This is a genomic window from Vreelandella stevensii S18214 (assembly GCF_000275725.1).
In the GTDB taxonomy this organism is placed as follows: Bacteria; Pseudomonadota; Gammaproteobacteria; order Pseudomonadales; family Halomonadaceae; genus Vreelandella; species Vreelandella stevensii.
Map to the genome: position 1 here is coordinate 104,514 of NZ_AJTS01000046.1, position 20,983 is coordinate 125,496.

The 20,983-nt window shown below is 61.9% G+C and carries 18 protein-coding genes and 1 rRNA gene; 5 read left to right on the forward strand and 14 right to left on the reverse strand.

Annotated features, from left to right (window positions below):
* Window positions 1-26: 26 nt before the first annotated feature.
* The 7 genes from folK to dksA all read right to left on the reverse strand — a co-directional run bounded on the left by folK (window position 27) and on the right by dksA (window position 8,688).
* Complete coding sequence (gene folK / locus HSS18214_RS0114165) at window positions 27-551, reverse strand: 2-amino-4-hydroxy-6-hydroxymethyldihydropteridine diphosphokinase (protein WP_016915935.1); 525 nt, start codon at window positions 549-551, stop codon at window positions 27-29.
* Entirely contained in the window at window positions 548-1,933 is a 1,386-nt protein-coding gene (pcnB, locus tag HSS18214_RS0114170; protein WP_026001952.1) for a polynucleotide adenylyltransferase PcnB, read from the reverse strand. The genes folK and pcnB overlap by 4 nt, the downstream gene beginning before the upstream one ends.
* Before the next feature lie 821 nt (window positions 1,934-2,754).
* Window positions 2,755-4,140: a sigma-54-dependent transcriptional regulator gene (locus HSS18214_RS0114175; RefSeq protein WP_016915937.1), complete on the reverse strand. Its 1,386-nt coding sequence runs from the start codon at window positions 4,138-4,140 to the stop codon at window positions 2,755-2,757.
* Complete coding sequence (locus tag HSS18214_RS0114180; protein ID WP_016915938.1) at window positions 4,118-7,063, reverse strand: ATP-binding protein; 2,946 nt, start codon at window positions 7,061-7,063, stop codon at window positions 4,118-4,120. The genes HSS18214_RS0114175 and HSS18214_RS0114180 overlap by 23 nt, the downstream gene beginning before the upstream one ends.
* Window positions 7,053-7,229, reverse strand: a complete 177-nt coding sequence (locus tag HSS18214_RS19270; protein ID WP_016915939.1) for a hypothetical protein — start codon at window positions 7,227-7,229, stop codon at window positions 7,053-7,055. The genes HSS18214_RS0114180 and HSS18214_RS19270 overlap by 11 nt, the downstream gene beginning before the upstream one ends.
* Window position 7,230: 1 nt before the next feature.
* Entirely contained in the window at window positions 7,231-8,130 is a 900-nt protein-coding gene (gluQRS, locus tag HSS18214_RS0114190) for a tRNA glutamyl-Q(34) synthetase GluQRS (RefSeq protein ID WP_016915940.1), read from the reverse strand.
* Between the two features lie 120 nt (window positions 8,131-8,250).
* Window positions 8,251-8,688 carry an RNA polymerase-binding protein DksA gene (dksA, locus tag HSS18214_RS0114195; RefSeq protein WP_016915941.1) on the reverse strand — a complete coding sequence of 146 codons (438 nt, stop codon included), beginning with the start codon at window positions 8,686-8,688 and terminating at the stop codon, window positions 8,251-8,253.
* A gap of 201 nt (window positions 8,689-8,889) precedes the next feature.
* Between dksA and HSS18214_RS0114200 the strand changes: the two genes are divergently transcribed.
* The gene (locus tag HSS18214_RS0114200) at window positions 8,890-10,050 is read left to right on the forward strand and encodes an aminotransferase class I/II-fold pyridoxal phosphate-dependent enzyme (protein ID WP_016915942.1); all 1,161 of its coding nucleotides are present in this window, start codon (window positions 8,890-8,892) and stop codon (window positions 10,048-10,050) included.
* Window positions 10,047-10,775: a DNA/RNA nuclease SfsA gene (gene sfsA / locus HSS18214_RS0114205; protein ID WP_016915943.1), complete on the forward strand. Its 729-nt coding sequence runs from the start codon at window positions 10,047-10,049 to the stop codon at window positions 10,773-10,775. Before HSS18214_RS0114200 ends, sfsA begins: the two co-directional genes overlap by 4 nt.
* Here the strand turns inward: sfsA and HSS18214_RS0114210 are convergent.
* The 6 genes from HSS18214_RS0114210 to HSS18214_RS0114235 all read right to left on the reverse strand — a co-directional run bounded on the left by HSS18214_RS0114210 (window position 10,772) and on the right by HSS18214_RS0114235 (window position 15,372).
* On the reverse strand, window positions 10,772-11,233 hold the full coding sequence (locus HSS18214_RS0114210) for a DUF4426 domain-containing protein (RefSeq protein WP_016915944.1): 462 nt from the start codon (window positions 11,231-11,233) through the stop codon (window positions 10,772-10,774). The two genes, sfsA and HSS18214_RS0114210, sit on opposite strands and share 4 nt — an antisense overlap.
* Before the next feature lie 12 nt (window positions 11,234-11,245).
* Window positions 11,246-11,845 carry a methionine biosynthesis protein MetW gene (metW, locus tag HSS18214_RS0114215; protein WP_016915945.1) on the reverse strand — a complete coding sequence of 200 codons (600 nt, stop codon included), beginning with the start codon at window positions 11,843-11,845 and terminating at the stop codon, window positions 11,246-11,248.
* Complete coding sequence (metX, locus tag HSS18214_RS0114220; RefSeq protein ID WP_016915946.1) at window positions 11,845-13,041, reverse strand: homoserine O-succinyltransferase MetX; 1,197 nt, start codon at window positions 13,039-13,041, stop codon at window positions 11,845-11,847. The genes metW and metX overlap by 1 nt, the downstream gene beginning before the upstream one ends.
* Window positions 13,042-13,096: 55 nt before the next feature.
* Window positions 13,097-13,690, reverse strand: coding sequence for a YggT family protein (locus HSS18214_RS0114225; RefSeq protein WP_016915947.1), 594 nt, complete (start codon window positions 13,688-13,690; stop codon window positions 13,097-13,099).
* Between the two features lie 87 nt (window positions 13,691-13,777).
* Window positions 13,778-14,605, reverse strand: a complete 828-nt coding sequence (gene proC, locus HSS18214_RS0114230; RefSeq protein WP_016915948.1) for a pyrroline-5-carboxylate reductase — start codon at window positions 14,603-14,605, stop codon at window positions 13,778-13,780.
* A gap of 68 nt (window positions 14,606-14,673) precedes the next feature.
* Window positions 14,674-15,372, reverse strand: a complete 699-nt coding sequence (locus HSS18214_RS0114235; RefSeq protein WP_016915949.1) for a YggS family pyridoxal phosphate-dependent enzyme — start codon at window positions 15,370-15,372, stop codon at window positions 14,674-14,676.
* Between the two features lie 34 nt (window positions 15,373-15,406).
* Between HSS18214_RS0114235 and HSS18214_RS0114240 the strand changes: the two genes are divergently transcribed.
* Window positions 15,407-16,447: a type IV pilus twitching motility protein PilT gene (locus HSS18214_RS0114240; RefSeq protein WP_016915950.1), complete on the forward strand. Its 1,041-nt coding sequence runs from the start codon at window positions 15,407-15,409 to the stop codon at window positions 16,445-16,447.
* 10 nt (window positions 16,448-16,457) lie between these two features.
* Here the strand turns inward: HSS18214_RS0114240 and HSS18214_RS0114245 are convergent, their stop codons facing one another.
* Entirely contained in the window at window positions 16,458-17,600 is a 1,143-nt protein-coding gene (locus HSS18214_RS0114245; RefSeq protein ID WP_026001953.1) for an anhydro-N-acetylmuramic acid kinase, read from the reverse strand.
* A 114-nt stretch (window positions 17,601-17,714) separates the two neighbouring features.
* Between HSS18214_RS0114245 and tyrS the strand changes: the two genes are divergently transcribed.
* Both tyrS and HSS18214_RS0114255 read left to right on the forward strand, forming a co-directional pair.
* Complete coding sequence (gene tyrS / locus HSS18214_RS0114250; RefSeq protein ID WP_016915952.1) at window positions 17,715-18,914, forward strand: tyrosine--tRNA ligase; 1,200 nt, start codon at window positions 17,715-17,717, stop codon at window positions 18,912-18,914.
* Between the two features lie 484 nt (window positions 18,915-19,398).
* Window positions 19,399-20,931, forward strand: a 16S ribosomal RNA gene (locus HSS18214_RS0114255).
* Window positions 20,932-20,983: the final 52 nt, after the last annotated feature.

The following is a 20,983-nucleotide window of genomic DNA, read 5'->3' on the forward strand; positions in this document are numbered from 1 at the left end:
ATGCGGGCATGGTGTCGAGATTTGTGTCAGACGCTAGCCGTCGAGGGGGCGGCCGTATTGGGTAAGCGACGGATGTCGTCCAGCGGAAGTGTCGATGCCCACTGGTCGAGCGGCTGCCCATGTAGGGTGAGCGATGGCTCCAGCGTGCTGGCAAGCTCTGCCAGCGGCACCAGTACGAAGGCGCGCAAGTGCATTTGCGCATGGGGCACGGTCAAGCGCGGCCATTGGCAGTGCTGTGACCCATAGAGCAGCAGGTCCAGGTCCAAGGTGCGGGCCCCCCAGTGGCGCAAACGCCGCCGCCGATGGCGCTGCTCGAGCGCCTGCAGCTGATCCAGCAGGGCCAGCGGCGAGAGGCGGGTCTCCAGGCAGGCCACGGCATTGATGAAGTCAGGCTGGTCCTGAGGGCCTATCGGCGGGGTGGCGTAGAGCGAGGAGTGGCCCTGCATCTGGCACAGGGGCAGCTCGGCCAGCGCCTCCAGGGCCCGAATGAGCTGCCCCTTGGGGTCGTCCAGATTGCTGCCCAGGCCAATATAGGCGCGTACCGGGCTCACGCTTCGCCCTTGCGAGATTTACGCTTTTTCTTGCGCCGCCGGTCGCCCTGGCTTGCCGGGTCGCTGCCGACTTTTTGCAGCAGGCGCAGCTGTTCGTGTTCGTCACCTTTTTGGAAGGCCGTCCACCAGTCGCCCAGGCCACGCGGGATCTCGCCCGCCTGCTCACGGAGCAACAGCAGGTCGTAGGCTGCCCGAAAACGTGGATGCTCGCGGGTCTGGAAGGCGCGCTTGCCCCGCCGCATGGGCAGACGCGATTGCAGCTCCCAGATTTCCCGCATGGGAATACCGAAACGCTTGGGAATCGACGTGTGCTGCAACTGGCGTGAGACGACCTGCTGGGCGGCGTTTTGCAGCGCGGGCACTGGGGGCATGCCATCGCGTTCGAGTTCTGCCTGACGATGCACCACCGGTGCCCACAGGAACGCCGCCAGCAGAAACGCGGGCGTGACCGGGCGATCTTCGGCAATACGCTTGTCGGTATTGATCAGCGCTTGCTCGATCAACTCCTCTGCCCAGGCGGCATCGGCCATGGCCTCTTCGGCTTCCGGGAAGAGCATGCCGAACAGGTTGTAGTGGCTCAGCAGGCGGAAGGTAATCAGCCCATGGCCGGACATGAACAGCTTAAGCACTTCGTCGAACAAGCGTGCCGGAGGAATGTTCAGCAGCAGCGGAGCAAGGTCGTACATCGGCGCTTCGGTGGCCGGCTCGATGGTGAAATCGAGCTTGGCGGCAAAGCGGACCGCCCGCAGCATCCTCACCGGGTCTTCCCGGTAGCGCGTGGCAGGGTCACCGATCAGGCGCAGAGTGCGTGAGTCAATGTCCTGTGCGCCGTTGGCGAAGTCGTGAATGGTGAAGTCGGCAATGTTGTAATAGAGCGCGTTGACCGTGAAGTCACGCCGTAGCGCATCCTCCTCGATACTGCCCCACACGTTGTCGCGCAGCAGCAGGCCATCGTCGGACTGATGGGCAATGTGGTCGCCGTGCTCGTCCTGCGGCTTGCCGCGGAAGGTGGTCACCTCGATGACCTCACGACCAAAGCGCACATGTACGATGCGGAAGCGACGGCCGATCAGGCGCGAGTTACGAAACAGATCACGCACCTGCTCCGGCGTGGCGTTGGTGGCCACGTCGAAATCCTTGGGCATCTTGCCCAGCAGCGCATCACGAATGCAGCCACCCACCAGGTAGGCATCGTAGCCAGCGCCATTGAGGCGATAGAGCACCTTCAGCGCGGCTTCACTGATTTGCTTACGAGAAACGGGATGCTCGGAGCGCGGAATAATACGTGGGCTGAGCGCGTTGTCAGCGCTCTCTGGGGAATCGAGCAGTGATTTCAAGTGCTCTCCCGGACGATGTAATAAACGGGTAAATCCTTTAAACATGCGGCGATATCGACTCGCAGGGGTATCGATCAAGGCGTTGAGTGTATCCGACCCCCGATAGCTTGCAAAGCGCCGAGGTAGCGTTTGGGCGGTAACAGGTGACAAATGCGGAAAGGGGAGGCTACATGAGCCTCCCCCTACTAAGCAGACAATCAGCATCCATGCTGCTGTTTTTATTCATGATGGCACATCGCCCTGAATACGCACCGCAGTCGGTAGGCGTAAGAACCACTCTGATTCCGACCGCCTCGTATTCAAAACAATAATCCAACCGCGAACTTTTCTCTCCCGGCGAGTTGTTATTGGCTCCGGGGGTGTACACCTATGCTGCTGTTATTGTTGTTGGGGTGCAGCTTTTTGTGTACGTCGCGTCCTTATTTGGGCACTTGTAGGTTGCTGTTGTTTTTGTTGTCACATCAGGGTCTGCGCCGTGTTTGCAAACCCTGTGCTTACAAGTAGTGAGACTCGAGCCTGTTGTTCTTGTTAGTACCGTTATCTCTACCTGGCCCTGTTGTTCTTGTTGTGGCTCAGGTGGGGGCGGCGTCATGTTGTTTTTGTTGGCGACTGCCGCGTGGCCCAGTTTGTTCTTCTTGCTGAGTAATATTGCACTCGCTGTGCCACCTATCAGATAGCGTTTATTTTTCATGGGCTTGGCGTTTTAAAGGCGGGCCAGGGAACTTATCCGCACAGGAAGTGTTACCCCGAAATTGCCCTTTTTGCCGAGTCGTTGTGTGGGAAGGTAACAGTGAAGGGGTAACGGTTTTTGGATAATTCTTATGCAAATCAATCTATTGGACGTTAGTCTTATTGTCGACTTAAGTTTATCGGCGTGTCGTTTTTTTACGTGGAATCCCTAGCCGTTGACGCCTTTCCCAGAGGTTCTTGCGGCTGATGCCCAGCTTCTGTGCCAGCTCCGTTTCGCTCATCTGGTCCTGATGCTCCAGCACGAAGTGCTGAAAATAGTCCTCCAGAGAGAGGTCGTCCTCGTTGGGTTCCGGTTCACCGTCGCTGGCAGGAGCCGTGGGTGTGACGCTGGCGGTGGGGGACGGCGCCGGGCGATTGGTCACTGGACCAAGCCCCAGGTCGTCAGGATGGATCAGATGCCCCTCGGCCAGAATGACGCCGCGCTCCAGGGCATTTTCCAGCTCGCGCACGTTACCGGGCCATGGGTAGTCGCGCAGGTCCTGGCGTGCCGCCCGTGAAAGCCTCAGCCCCGGCCGCTCATGTCGCTTGCACGCTTTCTCCAGCAGAATGTCGGCAATCTTCAGCACGTCATCCTCGCGCTCCCGCAGCGGCGGCAGGGCAATCTGCATGACGTTCAGGCGGTAGTAGAGGTCGAGCCGGAATTCGCCGCTCCTGGAGAGGGCGCGCAGGTCCCGGTGGGTGGCGGCAATCAGGCGCACATCCACGTGGCGTGTTTCGACCGAGCCAATCTTGCGGATCTCGCCCTCTTGCAGCACCCGCAAGAGCCTGGCTTGGGCGTCCAGCGGCAGTTCACCAATTTCATCCAGAAACAGCGTCCCGCCGTCCGCGGCTTCCACCAACCCGGTGCGGGCGGCGCTGGCGCCGGTAAAGGCTCCCTTTTCATGGCCAAACAGTTCGGACTCGATCAGAGTTTCGGGGATCGCCGCGCAGTTCACGCAGATCAACGGTGCCTTGGCACGCTTGCTTTGTTGATGAATGGCGCGGGCGACCAGCTCCTTGCCGGTGCCGGACTCGCCCTGGATCAGCACGGTCACATCGGCGGGCGCCGTTTTGCGAATGCGCGTATAGACCTGCTGCATGGCGCTGCAATCACCGATCATCGTCTGCCTGCCACCGCCATCGTCGGTGATGTCCGGGGGAGTACCCTGCTGCATGGATTGCTTGTGCAGAATGCGCTCGACGGTTTCCAGCAGTTCGGTATGGTCAAAGGGCTTGGCCACGTAATCTACGGCGCCCTGCTTCAAGGCATCCACCGCCGAGCGCATGCTGGCATAGCTGGTCATGATGAGCACCGGGGCCGGGGCGGCCAGGGCGATCAGCGCCGTGCCCGGTTCCCCAGGCAGGCGCAGATCGCTGATCACCAGATCGAAGTCGCTGGGGGGGAGCTCGCGGGCTTCCTCGACGCTGGCGGCCTCGCTGACGCGATAGTCATGACGCTCCAGCAGGCGCTTGAGGGCGCTGCGAATAATCGCTTCATCTTCAACAATCAGTATCCGGGGCATGGGGCAAGTGATCATCCTGTCGGTAAAGCGGGAGCCATAGCGTGATGGCCGTGCCGCGAGGCTGTCCGGGAGGTGGCGAAGCCACTTCTATGTTGCCTTGGTGCTCATTGATGATTTGATATGCCAACGATAACCCAAGCCCGGTACCTTCGCCTGCCGGTTTCGTGGTGGTGAACGGTTCGAACAGCCGGTGTTTGACGCTGTCGTCGATGCCGTGGCCGTCGTCGGTCACGCGCCACCAGGCGTGGTTGGCCTGGTGGCCAGCCTCGATCACCACGCTGCCTTGCGGGGCACAGGCATCCTTGGCATTGCTCAGCAGGTTGACCATCACCTGGGTCAGCCGCTGGGCGTCACCACGCACCACAATGTCATCCGCGCACGCATTGGTAAAGCGCACATCCTCCCCTGAGCGGGCCAGGTGGATCAAGTGCAAGGCATCGTCGCTGACGCTGGCCAGGGCGACCGGAGCGGCGGGCTGGGGCAGGGCAGCTCGGCCGCCATGGGCAAAGCCGACCAGCGAGTTGACGATGCGGGTTACGCGCTGGGTCAGCTGTTGGATCTGGTCGGCGGTTTCCAGCAGTGCTGGGTCCTCGGTGTCGTAGCGCAGGTTTTGGGCCAGCGATGAGATGCCGGTAATCGGGTTGCCGATCTCATGGGCCACGCCGGCGGCCAGTTGGCCAATCGAGGCCAGCCGCGCGGCGTGCACGAGTTCCTCTTCCAGCCACTTCATCTCGGTGTGGTCTTCGACCAGCACCACGCTGCCGCCACGGCTGTCATGGCCACTCAGAACCGCTTTATGCAGGGTGAGAAAGTAGTCCTTGCCGTGCAGCGAGACGGCCTGCTTGTAAAGCGGGGTCTGGTCTGCTTCCAGTACGCTGCCCAGCAGTTCCGGCCAGGGTGCGGGCAGGCTGTCGCGGCGTGAGCCGATCACGCTGTCTCCACTGATACCCGAGAGCTGCGACAGCGCCTGATTCCACATCAGGAGTTCGTCGTCGTCACCCAGTACGCAGAGCCCGACGGGGAGATACGCCAGCGTCTGGCGGTGGTGGCGGCGCAGACCGTCCAGTTCGCGGGCCAGCCCGGTCAGCCGTGAACGGTAGGCTTCCAGGCGGCTTTCGACGAAGTGAATGTCGTCGGTGACCGGTGCATCGTCGTGGCGATAGGGCAGGTAGCGGTCCACGATGTCGCGCGCCACCGAAGGCCCCATGAGCCCGGACAAGTTGGCCTGGATACGATCACGCAGGCGGCGCAGTGCGTAGGGGCGGCGCTCCTGAGGTGTCAGGTTGAGCGCCTTCAGGGCGCGACTGACCTCACGGCCAGCGGCTTCCTCGCCCAGCGCCTGGGCCAGGTGTGCGGTGAAATCACCGGCGGTGGCGGCCTCCAGCGGCAGGCGCTTGGAACGAATGACCGCGTCCACCGAGCAGGCCTCGGCAGACGAGCTTTCGCCTTCGGACATGCGCGTGAACAGCGATACCACCATCAGCAGAACGATATTGATGGCCAGCGAGATCAGCGTGACGCTGAACCAGGCAGGGTCATCGGCGCTCATCAGCGGGGTGAAGGGCAGGGCGGGCAGCGGGGTGTTGAGCAGCAGGGGCAGCCAAAGCCCCCACAGCCAGATGACGATGCCGCCGACCAATCCCGCCAGGGTGCCCTTGCGATTGGCGCCGGGCCAGTAGAGCAGTGCCAGCATTCCCGGCAGGCACTGGGCCATGCCCACGAAGGCGGCCAGCCCCAGGCTGGTGAGGGAGTGATAGCGGCCCAGGCTTTCGGCGAACAGCCAGCCACCGGCAATCACCGCGACCACCAGCGCGCGACGTAGCCACAGCAGCCAGCCATAGAGGTCGCTGCGCGCTTCCGGCGGCCGGGCTACGAGCACCAGGTGATTCAGCACCATGCCCGACAGCGCCAGCGCAATCATCATCATGGTACCGCTGGCTGCGGCCAGGCCGCCGATGAAAGCCAGCGCACCGACCCACCAGTGCTCGCTCATCAGATAGGCGGCGTAGGCCGCGACGGGCACGTCGGGCTGGGTCGATTGGGCTGCCCATAAGATCAGCGGGACGGGCAGCGCCATCAGCAGCAGAAACAGTGGCAGTGACCAGCTGGCCTGAAGCAGAGTGTGCCGTGAGAGGCTTTCGGCGAAGGTGATCTGAAACAGGTGCGGCATCAGGAAGGCGGCGGCAAAAAACAGCAGCAGCAGGGTTCTCCACTGTGGCGCTTCCAGCTGTGGGGTAGCGGCCTGCACGGCGGCCCCCGGGCCTTCCAGCCAGCGCTGCAGGTCCTGGGGGCCATCGAACACCCACCACAGCGCAATCACGCCAAGCCCCAGCAGGGCCAGCAGCTTGATCACCGACTCGAAGGCAATCACGGTCAGCAGCGTATCGTGGCGCTGGCGGTGGCTATGGCGGGCACCAAACAGCACCGCGCAGGCAGCGATAGCGGCACAGAGCAGCAGCGTGACGGCCCCGCTGTAATGGCTGCCCGAGAGCAGCGCAATGGTGTCGCTGAGGGTTTGCACCTGAATGCCCAGCAAGGGCAGGACGGCCGCCAGGCTCAGCAGCGTGACCAGCGTACCGGCCCAGCGTGACCGATAGCGGAACGCAAACAGGTCGGCCAGAGAAGAGAGCTGGTAAGTGCGGGTGATACGCTGGATGGGCACCAGCAGTACCGGTGCCAGCAAGAAGGCACCGGCCGCGCCCAGGTAGTAGGCCAGGTAGCCGAAACCGGCCTTGGAAGCCATCTCGACGCTGCCGTAGACCGCCCAGGCGCTGGCATAGACCCCTAGCGCCAGGGTGTAGACCATGGGGTGACGCGTGACCCGAATAGGGACCCAGCCGCGCTCGACGGCCATGCCGCAGGCCAGCAGCAGGCCAAGATAGCCCAGGCCCAGCAGGGCAACCCCCGCTAGCTCAACGCTCATCCAGTTTCCTCTTCTGTTCGAGCCATAGGGTCAGGGCGATCAGGCCACCCCAGATGGCGAAAGGGCGATACCAGGCCGTGTCCGGGTCGCCCCAGCCGTTCATGAACAGAGGCGACAGCAGATAGCCGCCAAACACCAGAAACAGCATGATGCGGTAAACGTACATGTCAGGGCTCCTCGGGCGTGGGCCGATGGGCGTGGGGCGTCAGGCGCTCGGGCGACCAGTGGGCAATGGCCCACTGCAGCTGAGTGTCGACTGGCTCGCTTGCCAGGGTTGCCGGGGGCGCCTGGTCGAGCAGCGTGAGCGCCTGGTGGAGCTGGCGGCGCACGGCGTCTGGTGCATCCGCCAGCGGCGGGGCGAGGTTCTGTTTGGAGAGCTTCTGACCATCCGCAGATACCACCAGCGGCAGGTGCAGGTAGCGCGGCGTGGCATAGCCCAGTGCCGCTTGCAGCTGGCGCTGCCAGGGGGTGTTGTCGAGCAGGTCGTAGCCGCGCACGATATCGGTGATGGCTTGGTCTGCATCATCGACCACGACCGCCAGCTGATAGGCCCACAAGGCATCCTTACGCTTGAGCACCACGTCGCCCAGCGCCGCCGGGTCGAACTGCTGGCGACCAAACAGGCGGTCCTGCCAGACCACAGGGCGCTGGCCGAGGTCGCTGCGCAGCCGCCAGGCAATAGGTTTAGTTGCGTCGCGCACGCCGTCTCGGCACCAGCCAGGATAGACGTCGAAATCCTGCCACTGTTTTCTCGAACAGCTGCAGGGGTAGGCGAGGCGCTGAGTGATCAGCTGCTCCAGCGCCCGCTGATAGGCGTCTGAGCGGGTGTGCTGCCAGCAGACCGCTTCGTCCCAATACAAGCCGAACCTTTCCAGCTGCTGCAGGATGGTGCGGTCGGCGCCGTCTGGGCAGCGTGGCGGGTCGATGTCTTCTATGCGCACCAGCCATTGGCCACCGGCGGCACGGGCGTCCAGATAGCTACCCAGGGCGGCCACCAGTGAGCCAAGATGCAAAGGGCCGGAGGGCGTAGGGGCAAAACGCCCGCGATAGGAAGCGGTAGCGGTCATGGCAACCCGTTTCTGGCAATCAAAGAGCACAAGCGTGGAAAGACACAAGATGACAAACAAAAACGGGCACCTCAAGGGTGCCCGTCAGCGGCCGTCACTCATGTTGCGGTGGCCGCGGTGTCAACCGCCCAGCTGCTTCTCTTTCAGCTCGGCCAGCGTTTTGCAGTCGACGCACAGCGTGGCCGTCGGGCGTGCTTCGAGGCGGCGAATACCGATCTCGACCCCGCAGGCCTCGCAGAAGCCATAGTCGTCTTCATCGATCTTTTCGATGGTTTCGTTGATCTTTTTCAGCAACTTGCGCTCACGATCCCGAGTACGCAATTCCAGGCTGAAGCCTTCTTCCTGGGTCGCGCGGTCGGCGGGGTCGGCGTAGTTATTGGCGTCTTCCTGCAGGTGGCGTACGGTACGATCCACCTCTTCCATGAGGTCCTGTTTCCAGTCCAGAAGCAGCTGGCGGAAGTGCGCGAGCTGCTTCTCGTTCATATACTCTTCACCCGGTGCCGGCTCGTACGGGATGAAGGACTTGGACGCTTCCGATTTCTTTTCCGCTACTGGCATGGGAGTGCCCCTTACGTTGTGACTACTGAACGTTGTGACTGCTGATCGACCATGTGCGTGTGTCACGATCGCACGCCAAAGGGGTGCTTGTTTAGCTGAAAATTAGCTGCGATGCAAGCATAATAGTGCGTTTTCGACCATGGTCCTACATCTTGTACGCCATGGGTCATGTTTTGACTACTGCTAGGAAAAGGAACCGTTATGGCCTGGAATACGCGTGTGGAACACGTCGCACCTTTTCGCGTGATGCACTTATTGGAAATGGCGCAGGCGCGTGAGGCGGCGGGTCATGATGTCATCCACCTGGAGGTAGGAGAACCCGATTTTGCCACGCCAGCCCCCATCGTGGCGGCAGGGCAGCAGGCGCTGGCGGAAGGCCGTACACGCTATACACCGGCGGCGGGGCTGGCCACACTGCGTGAAGCGATTGCCGACCATTATGCCCAGCACTTTGGGGCAACGGTGGACCCGGCGCGGATTCTGGTGACCCCCGGCGCGTCCGGTGCCCTGCTGCTGGCCAGCCAGCTGCTGGTGGAAAGCGGTCAGCGCGTGCTGATGGCCGACCCCAATTACCCGTGCAATCGCCACTTCATGGCGCTGGCCGGTGCCCACATCGACAGCGTACCGGTGGGCCGTGACAGCGGCTGGCAGCTGACCGCACCGCTGGTCGAACGTCACTGGCAGCCCGATACGCGGCTGGCGATGCTGGCCACGCCTTCCAACCCCACCGGGCATACGCTCAGCGCTACCGCGCTAAGGGAGGTCATGCAGGCGGTGGCCGCCAAGGGCGGCGATCTCATCGTCGACGAAATCTATCAGGGGCTGAATTACGACGATGCCCCGCTGTCGGCTCTGTCGCTGTCGGAGAATGCGTTTGTGGTGAACAGCTTTTCCAAGTACTTCGGCATGACGGGCTGGCGGCTGGGGTGGCTGGGGGCGCCCGAGCAGGCGGTCGAGCCACTCACGCGGCTGGCGCAGAACGTGTTTCTGGCTGCGCCGACGCCCTCCCAGTATGCGGCGCTGGCGGCCTTCACGCCGGAGTGTCGCGATATTCTCGAAACCCGTCGGGCCACCCTCAAGCAGCGGCGTCAGGTGTTGCTGGATGGCCTGGCGGCGCTGGGGCTGGCACCGGACCTGCCACCCCAGGGGGCGTTTTATGTATGGTTGGATATTTCTCGCTACAGCCGCGACAGCCAGGCCTTTTGCGAACGCCTGCTGCAAGAGGAGAACGTGGCCATCACGCCGGGGATCGACTTTGCCGTCCAGGGCGGAGAGCACCATGTGCGAATCGCGTTCACCAATGAAGTGCCCAGGCTTCAGGAAGCCATGGAGCGCCTGGCCCGCTTCGTAGGTCGCTTATGATGCACTACCCCACGCTGGTGCCGGGTACGCTGCTGCGCCGCTACAAGCGTTTTCTGGCCGATGTGCGGCTGGACAGCGGCGAAGAGGTGGTGGCGCACTGCCCCAATACCGGTTCGATGAAGGCGGTCAACGTGCCGGGGGCTCGGGTATGGCTATCGCCCAGCGACAACCCCAAACGCAAGCTGGCCTGGACCTGGGAGTGGATTGCGCTGCCCCAGCCGGACGGCGCGCTGGCGCTGGCCTCGGTGCACACCGGGCGGGCCAATCGGTTGGTCGAGTCGGCCATACAGGCGGGAGACATCCCCCCTCTGGCAGGCTACGCCACGCTGACGCGTGAGGTGAAAGTAGCCGATGCGCGGCTCGATTTTCGCCTCGACGACCCGGTGAAGGGGGCGGCCTATGTCGAGGTCAAGCAGGTAACGCTCAAGGAGGACGATGGCCACGGCTATTTCCCGGATTCGGTCAGTGAGCGTGGCACGCGGCATTTGCACCACCTGACGGCGCTGGCCCAGCAGGGCGCACGGGCGGTGCTGCTGTTTTGCGTCGCCCATGAAGGGATCGAGGACGTGGCTCCAGCGGCCCACACCGACCCCGTTTACGCGACCGCGCTGGCCGAGGCCATGGCGGCGGGCGTCGATGTGCTGGCCTACGGCATTCGTCTCGAGTGGCGCGACGCAGCGCCGTTCACTGCACGTTTGAACCGGGCGCTGACGGTGCGGGCCTAACGCTCGATGTAGAAACGCTGGATAAAGCTGACCGGCTGCGGGGGCGCATTGCGGTCGTGGCGCACTTCCAGGTCGAAGCGCATGGGTTCGTCATGGCGCAGGGTGAACAGCGCAATGTGGTAGGTGGCATCGCCGTCGCGGACATTGCGAAAGCCGAGAGACTCCCCGGCGTCATTCAGTCCTCCTACGCTGCCCTGAACGTTGGCCATGACCGGGCGCGTCGTGCCATCTGGCTGGCGCTGGCGCACGGCCACGTTGACCAGCCCGTGCCCGGCGCTGCGCTGGATGCGGTGGGCTTGAGCGACTTCCGGGCTCAAGTGCCGCGTGGCGATGGCGCTGTAGTGAATTTCATAATCGCCCACTTCGACCCACTGTTCTGCCGTGGCCTGGGTCGACATCAGCAGCAGACCCAATAGTGTCAGCAGCGCGAGGCTGCGGCGCAGTCTTGCCATCGCCATGGCGGTTCTCCTCTACGATGGGCGGCGGCGAACCCTGAAAATGGCAATTTCGCCAAACAGATTCGGCCACCATTTGGATGTCCAGTGCCCTTTGTGGTCGCCTACGCCCACGGCGCGGTCCACGATCACCAGCCCCTTCTCGCCACAGAGATGCTCGAAGTCATTGAAGGTCGACAGGTGAATGTTGGGCGTGTCGTACCAGGCGTGGGGCAGCGACTTCGATACCGGCATGTAACCGCGCACCCCCAGGTGGACGCGGTGACGCCAGTAGGCAAAGTTGGGGAAGGTAATGATGCCTTCCTCCGCCACCCGCAGCATCTCATCGAGCATCTTGTCCGGGCGGCGCAGTGCCTGCAAGGCCTGCGTCATGATGACCTGGTCGTAGCTGTTGTCGCCGAAGCTGGCTAGGCCGTCGTCCAGGTTGTGTTCGATCACGCTGACCCCTTTGGCCACACACTGGGTGATGCCCTCCGGGTCGATCTCCAGCCCGTAACCGGAGACCTGTTTCTCGTTGGCCAGCCGCTCCAGCAGCGTGCCGTCGCCGCAGGCCAGGTCGAGGATACGGGCGCCGTGGGGCACCCAGTCATAGATCAATTCCAGATCGGTGCGCATTAACGAGCCTCCTTCTTGGCGACGGCGTCGATCTTCAGCTCGCGAGCGACGCGACCCATGAAGGCACTGAACAGCGCGTGGTAGCGGGGTTCAGGCAGCAGGAAGGCGTCGTGGCCGTGAGGGGAGTCGATATTGGCATAGCTGACCGATTTGCCCGCCTGGGTCAGGGCATCCACCAGCTCACGGGAACGCGAGGGCGGGAAGCGCCAGTCGGTGGTGAAGCTGACGATCAGGAAAGGGCATTGGGCCGGGGCCAGCGCCTGGGCAAGGTCGCCCCCGTGGCTGGCGGCAGGGTCGAAGTAGTCCAGCGCCTTGGTCATCAGCAGATAGGTATTGGCATCGAAGGCGGTGGAGAAGGTATCGCCCTGATAACGCAGGTAGGACTCCACCTGGAACTCGACATCGAAGCCGAAATTCAGGTCGTCGCTGCGCAGGTCGCGGCCAAATTTGCTGCCCATGGCGTCTTCGGAGAGGTAAGTGATATGACCGACCATCCGCGCCAGCTTCAGCCCCCGCCTGGGCACCGTGTCGTGCTCTGCGTACCAGCCGTCGAAGAACTCCGGGTCGGAGCGAATGGCCTGACGAGCCACCTCGTTGAAGGCGATGTTCTGGGCCGACAGGCGTGGCGTGGCGGCAATGATGACCGCATTGGCCACCCGCTCCGGGTACGTGATGCTCCACTGCAGCACCTGCATGCCGCCCAGGCTGCCACCCACGGCCGCAGCCCAGCGCTCGATGCCCAGGTGGTCGGCCAGGCGCGCTTGGCTGGCCACCCAGTCGTTGACCGTGATCACGGGGAAGTCAGGCCCCCACTGGCGACCGGTGTCTGGGTTATGGCTGACGGGGCCGGTACTGCCGTGGCAGCCGCCCAGGTTGTTCAGCGACACCACGAAGAAACGGTTGGTGTCGATGGATTTGCCCGGGCCGATATGGGCATCCCACCAGCCGGGCTTGCGGTCCTCGGCAGAGTGGTAGCCCGCCGCATGGTGGTGGCCGGAGAGCGCGTGACAGATCAGTACCGCGTTGGAGCGCTCGGCGTTGAGCGTGCCGTAGGTTTCATAGATCAGCTCGTATTCCGGCAGCGTCTTGCCGCAGGCGAGCGGTAGCGGCGTATCAAATTTGGCAACGTGTGGTGTGACCAGACCCACGGAGTCCGCTGGCCGGTCAGCAAAAGCAAGAGTGTCTGAATCAGGCATCGAAAGCGCTAGTCCTGCAAAATGGATCCTGCTCAAAAAGACGCGACGACCAGCCTCAGAGGCCGACCAGCGCGCCCGAGATTCCCGCCGCGCGGATCAGCGCGCCAACCACCAGCCCATCGACCAGGTTGATGGCGATGAACACCACGATGGGTGACAGATCGATCATGCCCAGCGGCGGGATGACCTTGCGCACGGGAGCCATGATGGGCTCTACCAGCTGCATGACCAGCAGCGCGCCTGGATGACTGGCATTGGGGGCCACCCAGCTCAGGATGATCATGACGATCATGGCAAAGAAGTAAATCTTCAGGATGGCATTGGCCAGCGCCGCGACTCCGGCAATCAACAGGCCGGGAATCGGCGGCATGCCCAGCCCAACGACCATGAAGATGGCCACGATGCTGACGACCTTCAGGACGAACCCCGCCGCAAGGGTGGCCAGGTCGAAGCGACCTGCCACGGGGCCCAGGAAGCCCTGGAACAGCCCTACCACCGGCTGGGTGATCTTGACCACCGACTGGCTCAGGGGGTTGTAGTAATCGGCCCGTGACGCCTGCAGCAAGAAACGCAGCATCAACAGAAACAGATAGATATTGATCAGTGTGTTGACGAGCATTAGCCCCGCGCTGCCCAGTTGGCTTCCCATTGCTGCCTCTCCTTCGATCTTGGTATTGGTGTGCAAAATAAACGCTAAAGGCGTATCAGGCACGTCATCCTGTGTGTAACGCAGGCATTATGTGTGTTGGCTGAGCTCTTTGGCCATGGCATCGGCACGCTGAGCGCACGCTTGCATGGCATCGGCGATGATGGTTCTCAGTTCGGCCTCTTCCATGTGGGCAATGGCGCGCTCGGTGGTGCCGCCCGGCGACATCACGTTCTGTTTCAGCGTGGCGGGGTCTTTATCGCTGCCCTTGGCCATGGTGGCGGCACCCAGCGCGGTCTGGATGGCCAGCCGTCGCGCCGTGGCGGCCGAAAGCCCCTGTGCCACGGCGGCTGCTTCCATGGCTTCGAACATCAGGAAGAAATAGGCCGGTGCACTGCCGGACACGGCGGTGACGGCATTCAGCAGGTGCTCTTCTTCGACCCACTCGACGATACCCACGGCTTCCATCATCTGTGTGGCCAGTTCGCGCTGGGCCTCGCTGACGGCCTGATTGGCGTAGAGGCCACTGGCGCCCATGCCGACCAGGGACGGCGTGTTGGGCATGCAGCGTACCAGGGCGTTACCACCCCCTAGCCACTGGTCGATGGTGTCAGCGTCCAGACCTGCCGCAATCGAGACGACCAGCGGTGCCTGCTGCTGGACGCTATCGCGCAGGGCCTCACAAACGCCACGCATGATTTGCGGCTTGACGGCCAGGACGACCACGTCAGCACCACTCACCGCCGCGTTGTTATCGGTATGGGTATGAATGCCCAGGCGCGAGGCCAGGGCTGAAAGCTCGCTCTCGTTGGGGGCCGTGGCGGTGATGTCGCCAGGCGCGACACCGCTGTCGATCAGGCCGCCGATAATGGCGCTGGCCATGTTGCCTGCGCCAATGAAGGTGATCTTGTTCGCCATGGGGGATCCTTTTTCGCAAATGGCTGCGACGTGCAGCAGTAAATAAGCCGTGTTCGGGGGGGTTGCCGTCAACTCCGAGCGCCAAAAATGGCGGTGCCCAGCCGTACCAGCGTGGCACCTTCCAGAATCGCGGCTTCGAGGTCATCGCTCATGCCCATCGAGAGCGTATCCAGAGGGGCATCGGGCAGGGCTGCCTGCAGCGTTTCCAGCAACGCCCGTAGTTCAGCCAACGGTTTGCGCTGCGCTTCCTGCGTTTCCGCTGGGGCAGGAATCGCCATGAGGCCCCGCAAGGCGAGGCTGGGCAGGGGCGCGATTTCCCGGGCCAGGGCCAGCGTATCTTCCGGCAGTACCCCGGACTTGGTAGTTTCGCGACTGATATTGACCTGCAGGCAGATATTCAACGGTGGCAGGTGGGCCGGGCGCTGTTCGCTCAGGCGCTTGGCAATCTTGAGGCGGTCGACGCTGTGTACCCAGGCAAACTGTTCGGCCACGGGCCGGGTTTTGTTGGATTGCAACGGGCCAATGAAGTGCCAGACAATGTCTTCCAGGTCGGCCAACTGCGCCTGCTTGTCCAGCGCTTCCTGCAGGTAGTTTTCGCCAAACGCCCGCTGGCCGTGCTGCCAGGCCAGGCGCACGCTGCTGGCGGGCTTGGTTTTACTCACCGCCAGCAGCGTTGCACCGTTCGCTGGTCGCCCGGCCTGGTCGAGCGCCTGGCCCAGGCGTTCGCGCGCAGCGGCCAGTGACTCGGGAAGCGCGTTGTCTGTCATACTCAAACACCTTACCGCAGCTGGGAAAAGAGAGATGGATATTACCGAACTGCTGGCATTCTCGGCAAAGCAGAATGCGTCCGACCTGCATCTTTCTGCAGGCTTGCCTCCCATGATACGTGTTGATGGCGATATCCGTCGGCTTAATGTGCCCGCCATGGAAAACAGTGACGTTCGGCGATTGATCTACGACATCATGAACGATCGTCAGCGCCGCGACTATGAAGAGCATCTGGAAGCCGACTTCTCTTTCGAGGTGCCCGGCGTTGCGCGTTTCAGGGTCAATGCCTTCAATCAGGCGCGGGGGGCCGGGGCGGTGTTCCGTACCATTCCCAATGAAGTGCTGTCGATGCAGACCCTGGGCATGGGTGAGGTGTTCGAGCGTCTTGCCATGCTGCCGCGGGGATTGGTGCTGGTGACAGGGCCAACGGGGTCGGGCAAGAGCACGACGCTGGCGGCCATGATCGATTACATCAATGACCACCGCTTCGAGCATATCCTGACCATCGAAGACCCGGTGGAGTTTGTGCATACCAGCAAGCGCTGCCTGATCAATCAGCGCGAGGTGCATCGTGACACCCACAGCTTTGCTGGCGCGCTGCGCAGTGCGCTGCGGGAAGACCCGGACGTGATTCTGGTGGGCGAGCTGCGGGACCTGGAGACGATTCGGCTGGCGCTGACCGCCGCCGAAACCGGCCATCTGGTGTTTGGCACCCTGCATACCACGTCGGCGGCCAAGACCATCGACCGGATCATCGACGTGTTCCCCGGGGAAGAGAAGTCCATGGTGCGCTCGATGCTGTCCGAGTCGCTGCAGGCGGTCATCTCGCAGACGCTCCTCAAGCGACAGGGGGGCGGACGTGTGGCAGCTCACGAAATTCTGATTGCCACGGCAGCGGTGCGCAACCTGATCCGCGAAGACAAGGTGGCTCAGATCTACTCCGCCATTCAGACCGGTGGCGCGCTGGGCATGCAAACGCTGGATGCCTCCTTGGCGCGGTTGGTCAAGGAGGGGGTGGTCACACTAGGCGACGCTCAGGCCCGAGCCAAGGGAACGCTGTCGGTCAAGGAGTAGCGGCGCGGTATCAGGCGGCGTAAATACCGCCCAGTACACGCGGGCCGCTGGCACCCGTCACGGAAGGCAGATTGCCGGGGAGCCCATGCAGGCGCTGATGGGCCAGCCAGGCAAAGGCACCCGCTTCGATCCAATCTTCCGGCCAGCCCAGCGTGGCCGGTGATACCAGCGTCATGTGCGGTAGGCGAGCCGCCAGCCTCTCCATCAAATGGCCGTTATGGGCGCCTCCTCCGCAGACCAGCAGGGTCGCTTTTTGATCGCCCAGCGGCAGTTGGGCGATGCCTTGCGCGATACTGGCCACCGTGAGTTCCGCCAGCGTTGCCTGAATGTCGCAGGGCGCTTCGTGGCCGGTGAGGTGGCGCTGTAGCCAATCCAGGTGAAAGAGCTCACGGCCCGTGCTGCGCGGCGGTGGCTGCTGAAAGAAGGGCTCTTGCAGCAGTCGCTCCAGCAGGGCGGTGTCCACGCGGCCGCTGGCTGCCCAGGCACCCTGTTGGTCAAATCGGCCGACATGATGCTGGCCAAACCAGGCATCCAGCAGCACATTGGCCGGCCCCGTATCGAACCCCACCACCGCCTGCCCCGGTTGGCTCGATAGCCAGGTAAGGTTGGCAAAGCCGCCCAGGTTGAGCACCAGCTGTTCACCTGCCCGTGCTCCGAACAGTGCCTGATGAAACGCAGGAGCCAGGGGCGCCGCCTGGCCTCCTGCAGCCAGGTCACGACGGCGAAAATCCGCCACGACGGCGCAGCCGGTCAGTTCTGCCAGCAGGCTCGGGTTGTCCAGTTGCCAGGTATAGCGTGGCCCGCCCTGGTGCCCCTCGGGGGCATGTTCGATGGTCTGGCCGTGGCTGCCGATGGCCGCTATCTGGTGGTGAGCGACGCCATGCTCTGCCAACAGAGTGTTGACGGCCCGTGCTTGCAAGCGGCAGAAAGCATCTTCGGCAGCGGCCAGCTCGGCAAACGTCACCGACGACGAGTGGCATAAATGTAGCAGTTGCCCATGCAGCGCATCGGGCATGGCAACCGCCGTGGTGCCGATCAGGGTCGGAGGAGTATGGGGCGTTATTTCGACGAGGGCGGCATCGATGCCGTCCAGGCTGGTGCCCGACATCAGCCCGACATACAAGGTCGGTAACGCGAGAGGTGAAGTTTTCATATCGCCATGCATCCAAAACGGGGTGAAGGCTCAACCAGTGCCTTGGGGCGTGGTAATATCGCCCGCATCACGGTTAATCGCCTATATACGGCATATAGTACATGGAGAGAGGCAATGAGTGAGGTGGATCAGGCGTTAGCGCTGCTGTCGCGAGGTACGCATGAAATCCTGGTAGAAGACGAGCTGCGCAAGAAACTGGCGTCGGGCCGCAAGCTGCGCATCAAGGCTGGATTCGATCCTACCGCCCCCGACCTGCACCTCGGCCACAGCGTGCTGCTCACCAAAATGCGCCAGTTCCAGGATCTGGGGCACACGGTGATCTTCCTGATTGGTGACTTCACCGGTCGGATCGGTGATCCCACCGGCAAGAACGTCACCCGCAAGCCGCTGACCGAAGCCGATGTCAAAGCGAATGCGGAAACCTATAAAGAGCAGGTTTTCAAGATCCTCGATCCTGAAAAGACCGAAGTCCGTTTCAATGCGGAGTGGTTCGGTGAGCTGACCGCCGCAAAGATGATCGAGCTGGCCGCCCAAAGCACCGTGGCCCGCATGCTGGAGCGTGACGACTTCGAGAAGCGTTACAAGGCCAATCAGCCCATCGCCATCCATGAGTTCCTCTACCCGCTGGTGCAGGGCTACGATTCGGTTGCGCTGGAAGCCGACATCGAGCTGGGCGGTACCGACCAGAAGTTCAACTTGCTGATGGGGCGTGAAATCCAGAAGCATTTTGGCCAGGAGCCACAGGTCGTCATTACCATGCCGCTGCTGGAAGGGCTGGACGGCGTCCAGAAGATGTCCAAATCGCTGGGCAACTACGTCGGCGTGGATGAAGCGCCGGGGTCGATGTTCAACAAGCTGGTCTCCATGCCTGACAGCTTGATGTGGCGCTACTTTGAATTGCTCTCGTTGAAAACCAACGAAGAGATCGCCGCGCTGAAGCTCAGCGTGGAGCAGGGTGCCAATCCTCGGGATGTGAAGATGGAGCTGGCGCGTGAGCTCATCGCCCGTTACCACGGCGATGAAGCAGCCGCGAATGCGCATAAATCGGCGGGCAACCAGCTGGCCGAGGGTGAGCTGCCGGAAGACCTGCCGGAAGTGACGGTAGAGTTCGAAGGCAGTGAGCAAGCACCCATCGCCGCGGTTCTGAATCGCTCCGGCCTGACAAAGAACAGCGCCCAGGCCAAGGACATGCTGAAAAATGGCAGCGTCAAGGTCGATGGCGAGGTCGTTGCTCAGGACACCATGCTGGCCACCGGTAAGGTGTACGTCATCCAGGCAGGCAAGAAACGCTACGCTCGTGTGACGCTTGCTTGAACTTTTTGAAAACTTTTTCAAAATAGCCCTTGCCAACCCGGCAGCGAATCCGTAAAGTACGCATCCGCTGCCGGGGACGCCAAGCGTTGCCAGCGGTGAAGAAGGTTGAAAACCTTTGGTTTGTCAGGAAGTTAGCGTCATCTGTTGGTTGGATTGATCGCTCGCTTCACTCGCTGAAAACAGCCCTTGACAAACACCACGGAATGCGTAGAATACGCCTTCCTCGTTGAGGCAACACGGTTCAGGTCACCGAGCCAGTCACAGCGAAATGATGACAGTGGTATCGCTCTTTAACAATTTGATCAGGTAATTCATGTGGGCGCTTGCCGATGAGGGTGAATCATCACCCAATATCAAGGCAAGCGAACACCAGGATACTCTTCGGAGTATCGCAGTGAATTCGTTTGAACCTTGAGCCAAGTTTGATCCGCTTTTGTTGTCTTCGGCTAGTCCTGAGATGGCGAGTAAGGATCGCATTGATCTTAAACTGAAGAGTTTGATCATGGCTCAGATTGAACGCTGGCGGCAGGCCTAACACATGCAAGTCGAGCGGTAACAGGGGGTGCTTGCACCCCGCTGACGAGCGGCGGACGGGTGAGTAATGCATAGGAATCTGCCCGATAGTGGGGGATAACCTGGGGAAACCCAGGCTAATACCGCATACGTCCTACGGGAGAAAGGGGGCTCCGGCTCCCGCTATCGGATGAGCCTATGTCGGATTAGCTGGTTGGTGAGGTAAAGGCTCACCAAGGCGACGATCCGTAGCTGGTCTGAGAGGATGATCAGCCACATCGGGACTGAGACACGGCCCGAACTCCTACGGGAGGCAGCAGTGGGGAATATTGGACAATGGGGGGAACCCTGATCCAGCCATGCCGCGTGTGTGAAGAAGGCCCTCGGGTTGTAAAGCACTTTCAGTGAGGAAGAACGCCTGGTGGTTAATACCCATCAGGAAAGACATCACTCACAGAAGAAGCACCGGCTAACTCCGTGCCAGCAGCCGCGGTAATACGGAGGGTGCGAGCGTTAATCGGAATTACTGGGCGTAAAGCGCGCGTAGGTGGCTTGATAAGCCGGTTGTGAAAGCCCCGGGCTCAACCTGGGAACGGCATCCGGAACTGTCAAGCTAGAGTGCAGGAGAGGAAGGTAGAATTCCCGGTGTAGCGGTGAAATGCGTAGAGATCGGGAGGAATACCAGTGGCGAAGGCGGCCTTCTGGACTGACACTGACACTGAGGTGCGAAAGCGTGGGTAGCAAACAGGATTAGATACCCTGGTAGTCCACGCCGTAAACGATGTCGACCAGCCGTTGGGTGCCTAGCGCACTTTGTGGCGAAGTTAACGCGATAAGTCGACCGCCTGGGGAGTACGGCCGCAAGGTTAAAACTCAAATGAATTGACGGGGGCCCGCACAAGCGGTGGAGCATGTGGTTTAATTCGATGCAACGCGAAGAACCTTACCTACTCTTGACATCCTGCGAACTTGTGAGAGATCACTTGGTGCCTTCGGGAACGCAGAGACAGGTGCTGCATGGCTGTCGTCAGCTCGTGTTGTGAAATGTTGGGTTAAGTCCCGTAACGAGCGCAACCCTTGTCCTTATTTGCCAGCGCGTAAAGGCGGGAACTCTAAGGAGACTGCCGGTGACAAACCGGAGGAAGGTGGGGACGACGTCAAGTCATCATGGCCCTTACGAGTAGGGCTACACACGTGCTACAATGGTCGGTACAAAGGGTTGCCAACTCGCGAGAGTGAGCCAATCCCGAAAAGCCGATCTCAGTCCGGATCGGAGTCTGCAACTCGACTCCGTGAAGTCGGAATCGCTAGTAATCGTGGATCAGAATGCCACGGTGAATACGTTCCCGGGCCTTGTACACACCGCCCGTCACACCATGGGAGTGGACTGCACCAGAAGTGGTTAGCCTAACGCAAGAGGGCGATCACCACGGTGTGGTTCATGACTGGGGTGAAGTCGTAACAAGGTAGCCGTAGGGGAACCTGCGGCTGGATCACCTCCTTAAACGATGTCTTCCCCTCGCGGCAAGCGCTCACAATGAATTACCTGATCAGAA

Bases quoted from the DNA above. Each gene is read 5' to 3' on its own strand.
- pcnB (WP_026001952.1), bottom strand. From the start codon at position 1,933: ATGTTTAAAGGATTTACCCGTTTATTACATCGTCCGGGAGAGCACTTG.
- HSS18214_RS0114175 (WP_016915937.1), bottom strand. From the start codon at position 4,140: ATGCCCCGGATACTGATTGTTGAAGATGAAGCGATTATTCGCAGCGCC.
- HSS18214_RS0114180 (WP_016915938.1), bottom strand. From the start codon at position 7,063: ATGAGCGTTGAGCTAGCGGGGGTTGCCCTGCTGGGCCTGGGCTATCTT.
- HSS18214_RS19270 (WP_016915939.1), bottom strand. From the start codon at position 7,229: ATGTACGTTTACCGCATCATGCTGTTTCTGGTGTTTGGCGGCTATCTG.
- gluQRS (WP_016915940.1), bottom strand. From the start codon at position 8,130: ATGACCGCTACCGCTTCCTATCGCGGGCGTTTTGCCCCTACGCCCTCC.
- dksA (WP_016915941.1), bottom strand. From the start codon at position 8,688: ATGCCAGTAGCGGAAAAGAAATCGGAAGCGTCCAAGTCCTTCATCCCG.
- HSS18214_RS0114200 (WP_016915942.1), top strand. From the start codon at position 8,890: ATGGCCTGGAATACGCGTGTGGAACACGTCGCACCTTTTCGCGTGATG.
- sfsA (WP_016915943.1), top strand. From the start codon at position 10,047: ATGATGCACTACCCCACGCTGGTGCCGGGTACGCTGCTGCGCCGCTAC.
- HSS18214_RS0114210 (WP_016915944.1), bottom strand. From the start codon at position 11,233: ATGGCGATGGCAAGACTGCGCCGCAGCCTCGCGCTGCTGACACTATTG.
- metW (WP_016915945.1), bottom strand. From the start codon at position 11,845: ATGCGCACCGATCTGGAATTGATCTATGACTGGGTGCCCCACGGCGCC.
- metX (WP_016915946.1), bottom strand. From the start codon at position 13,041: ATGCCTGATTCAGACACTCTTGCTTTTGCTGACCGGCCAGCGGACTCC.
- HSS18214_RS0114225 (WP_016915947.1), bottom strand. From the start codon at position 13,690: ATGGGAAGCCAACTGGGCAGCGCGGGGCTAATGCTCGTCAACACACTG.
- proC (WP_016915948.1), bottom strand. From the start codon at position 14,605: ATGGCGAACAAGATCACCTTCATTGGCGCAGGCAACATGGCCAGCGCC.
- HSS18214_RS0114235 (WP_016915949.1), bottom strand. From the start codon at position 15,372: ATGACAGACAACGCGCTTCCCGAGTCACTGGCCGCTGCGCGCGAACGC.
- HSS18214_RS0114240 (WP_016915950.1), top strand. From the start codon at position 15,407: ATGGATATTACCGAACTGCTGGCATTCTCGGCAAAGCAGAATGCGTCC.
- HSS18214_RS0114245 (WP_026001953.1), bottom strand. From the start codon at position 17,600: ATGAAAACTTCACCTCTCGCGTTACCGACCTTGTATGTCGGGCTGATG.
- tyrS (WP_016915952.1), top strand. From the start codon at position 17,715: ATGAGTGAGGTGGATCAGGCGTTAGCGCTGCTGTCGCGAGGTACGCAT.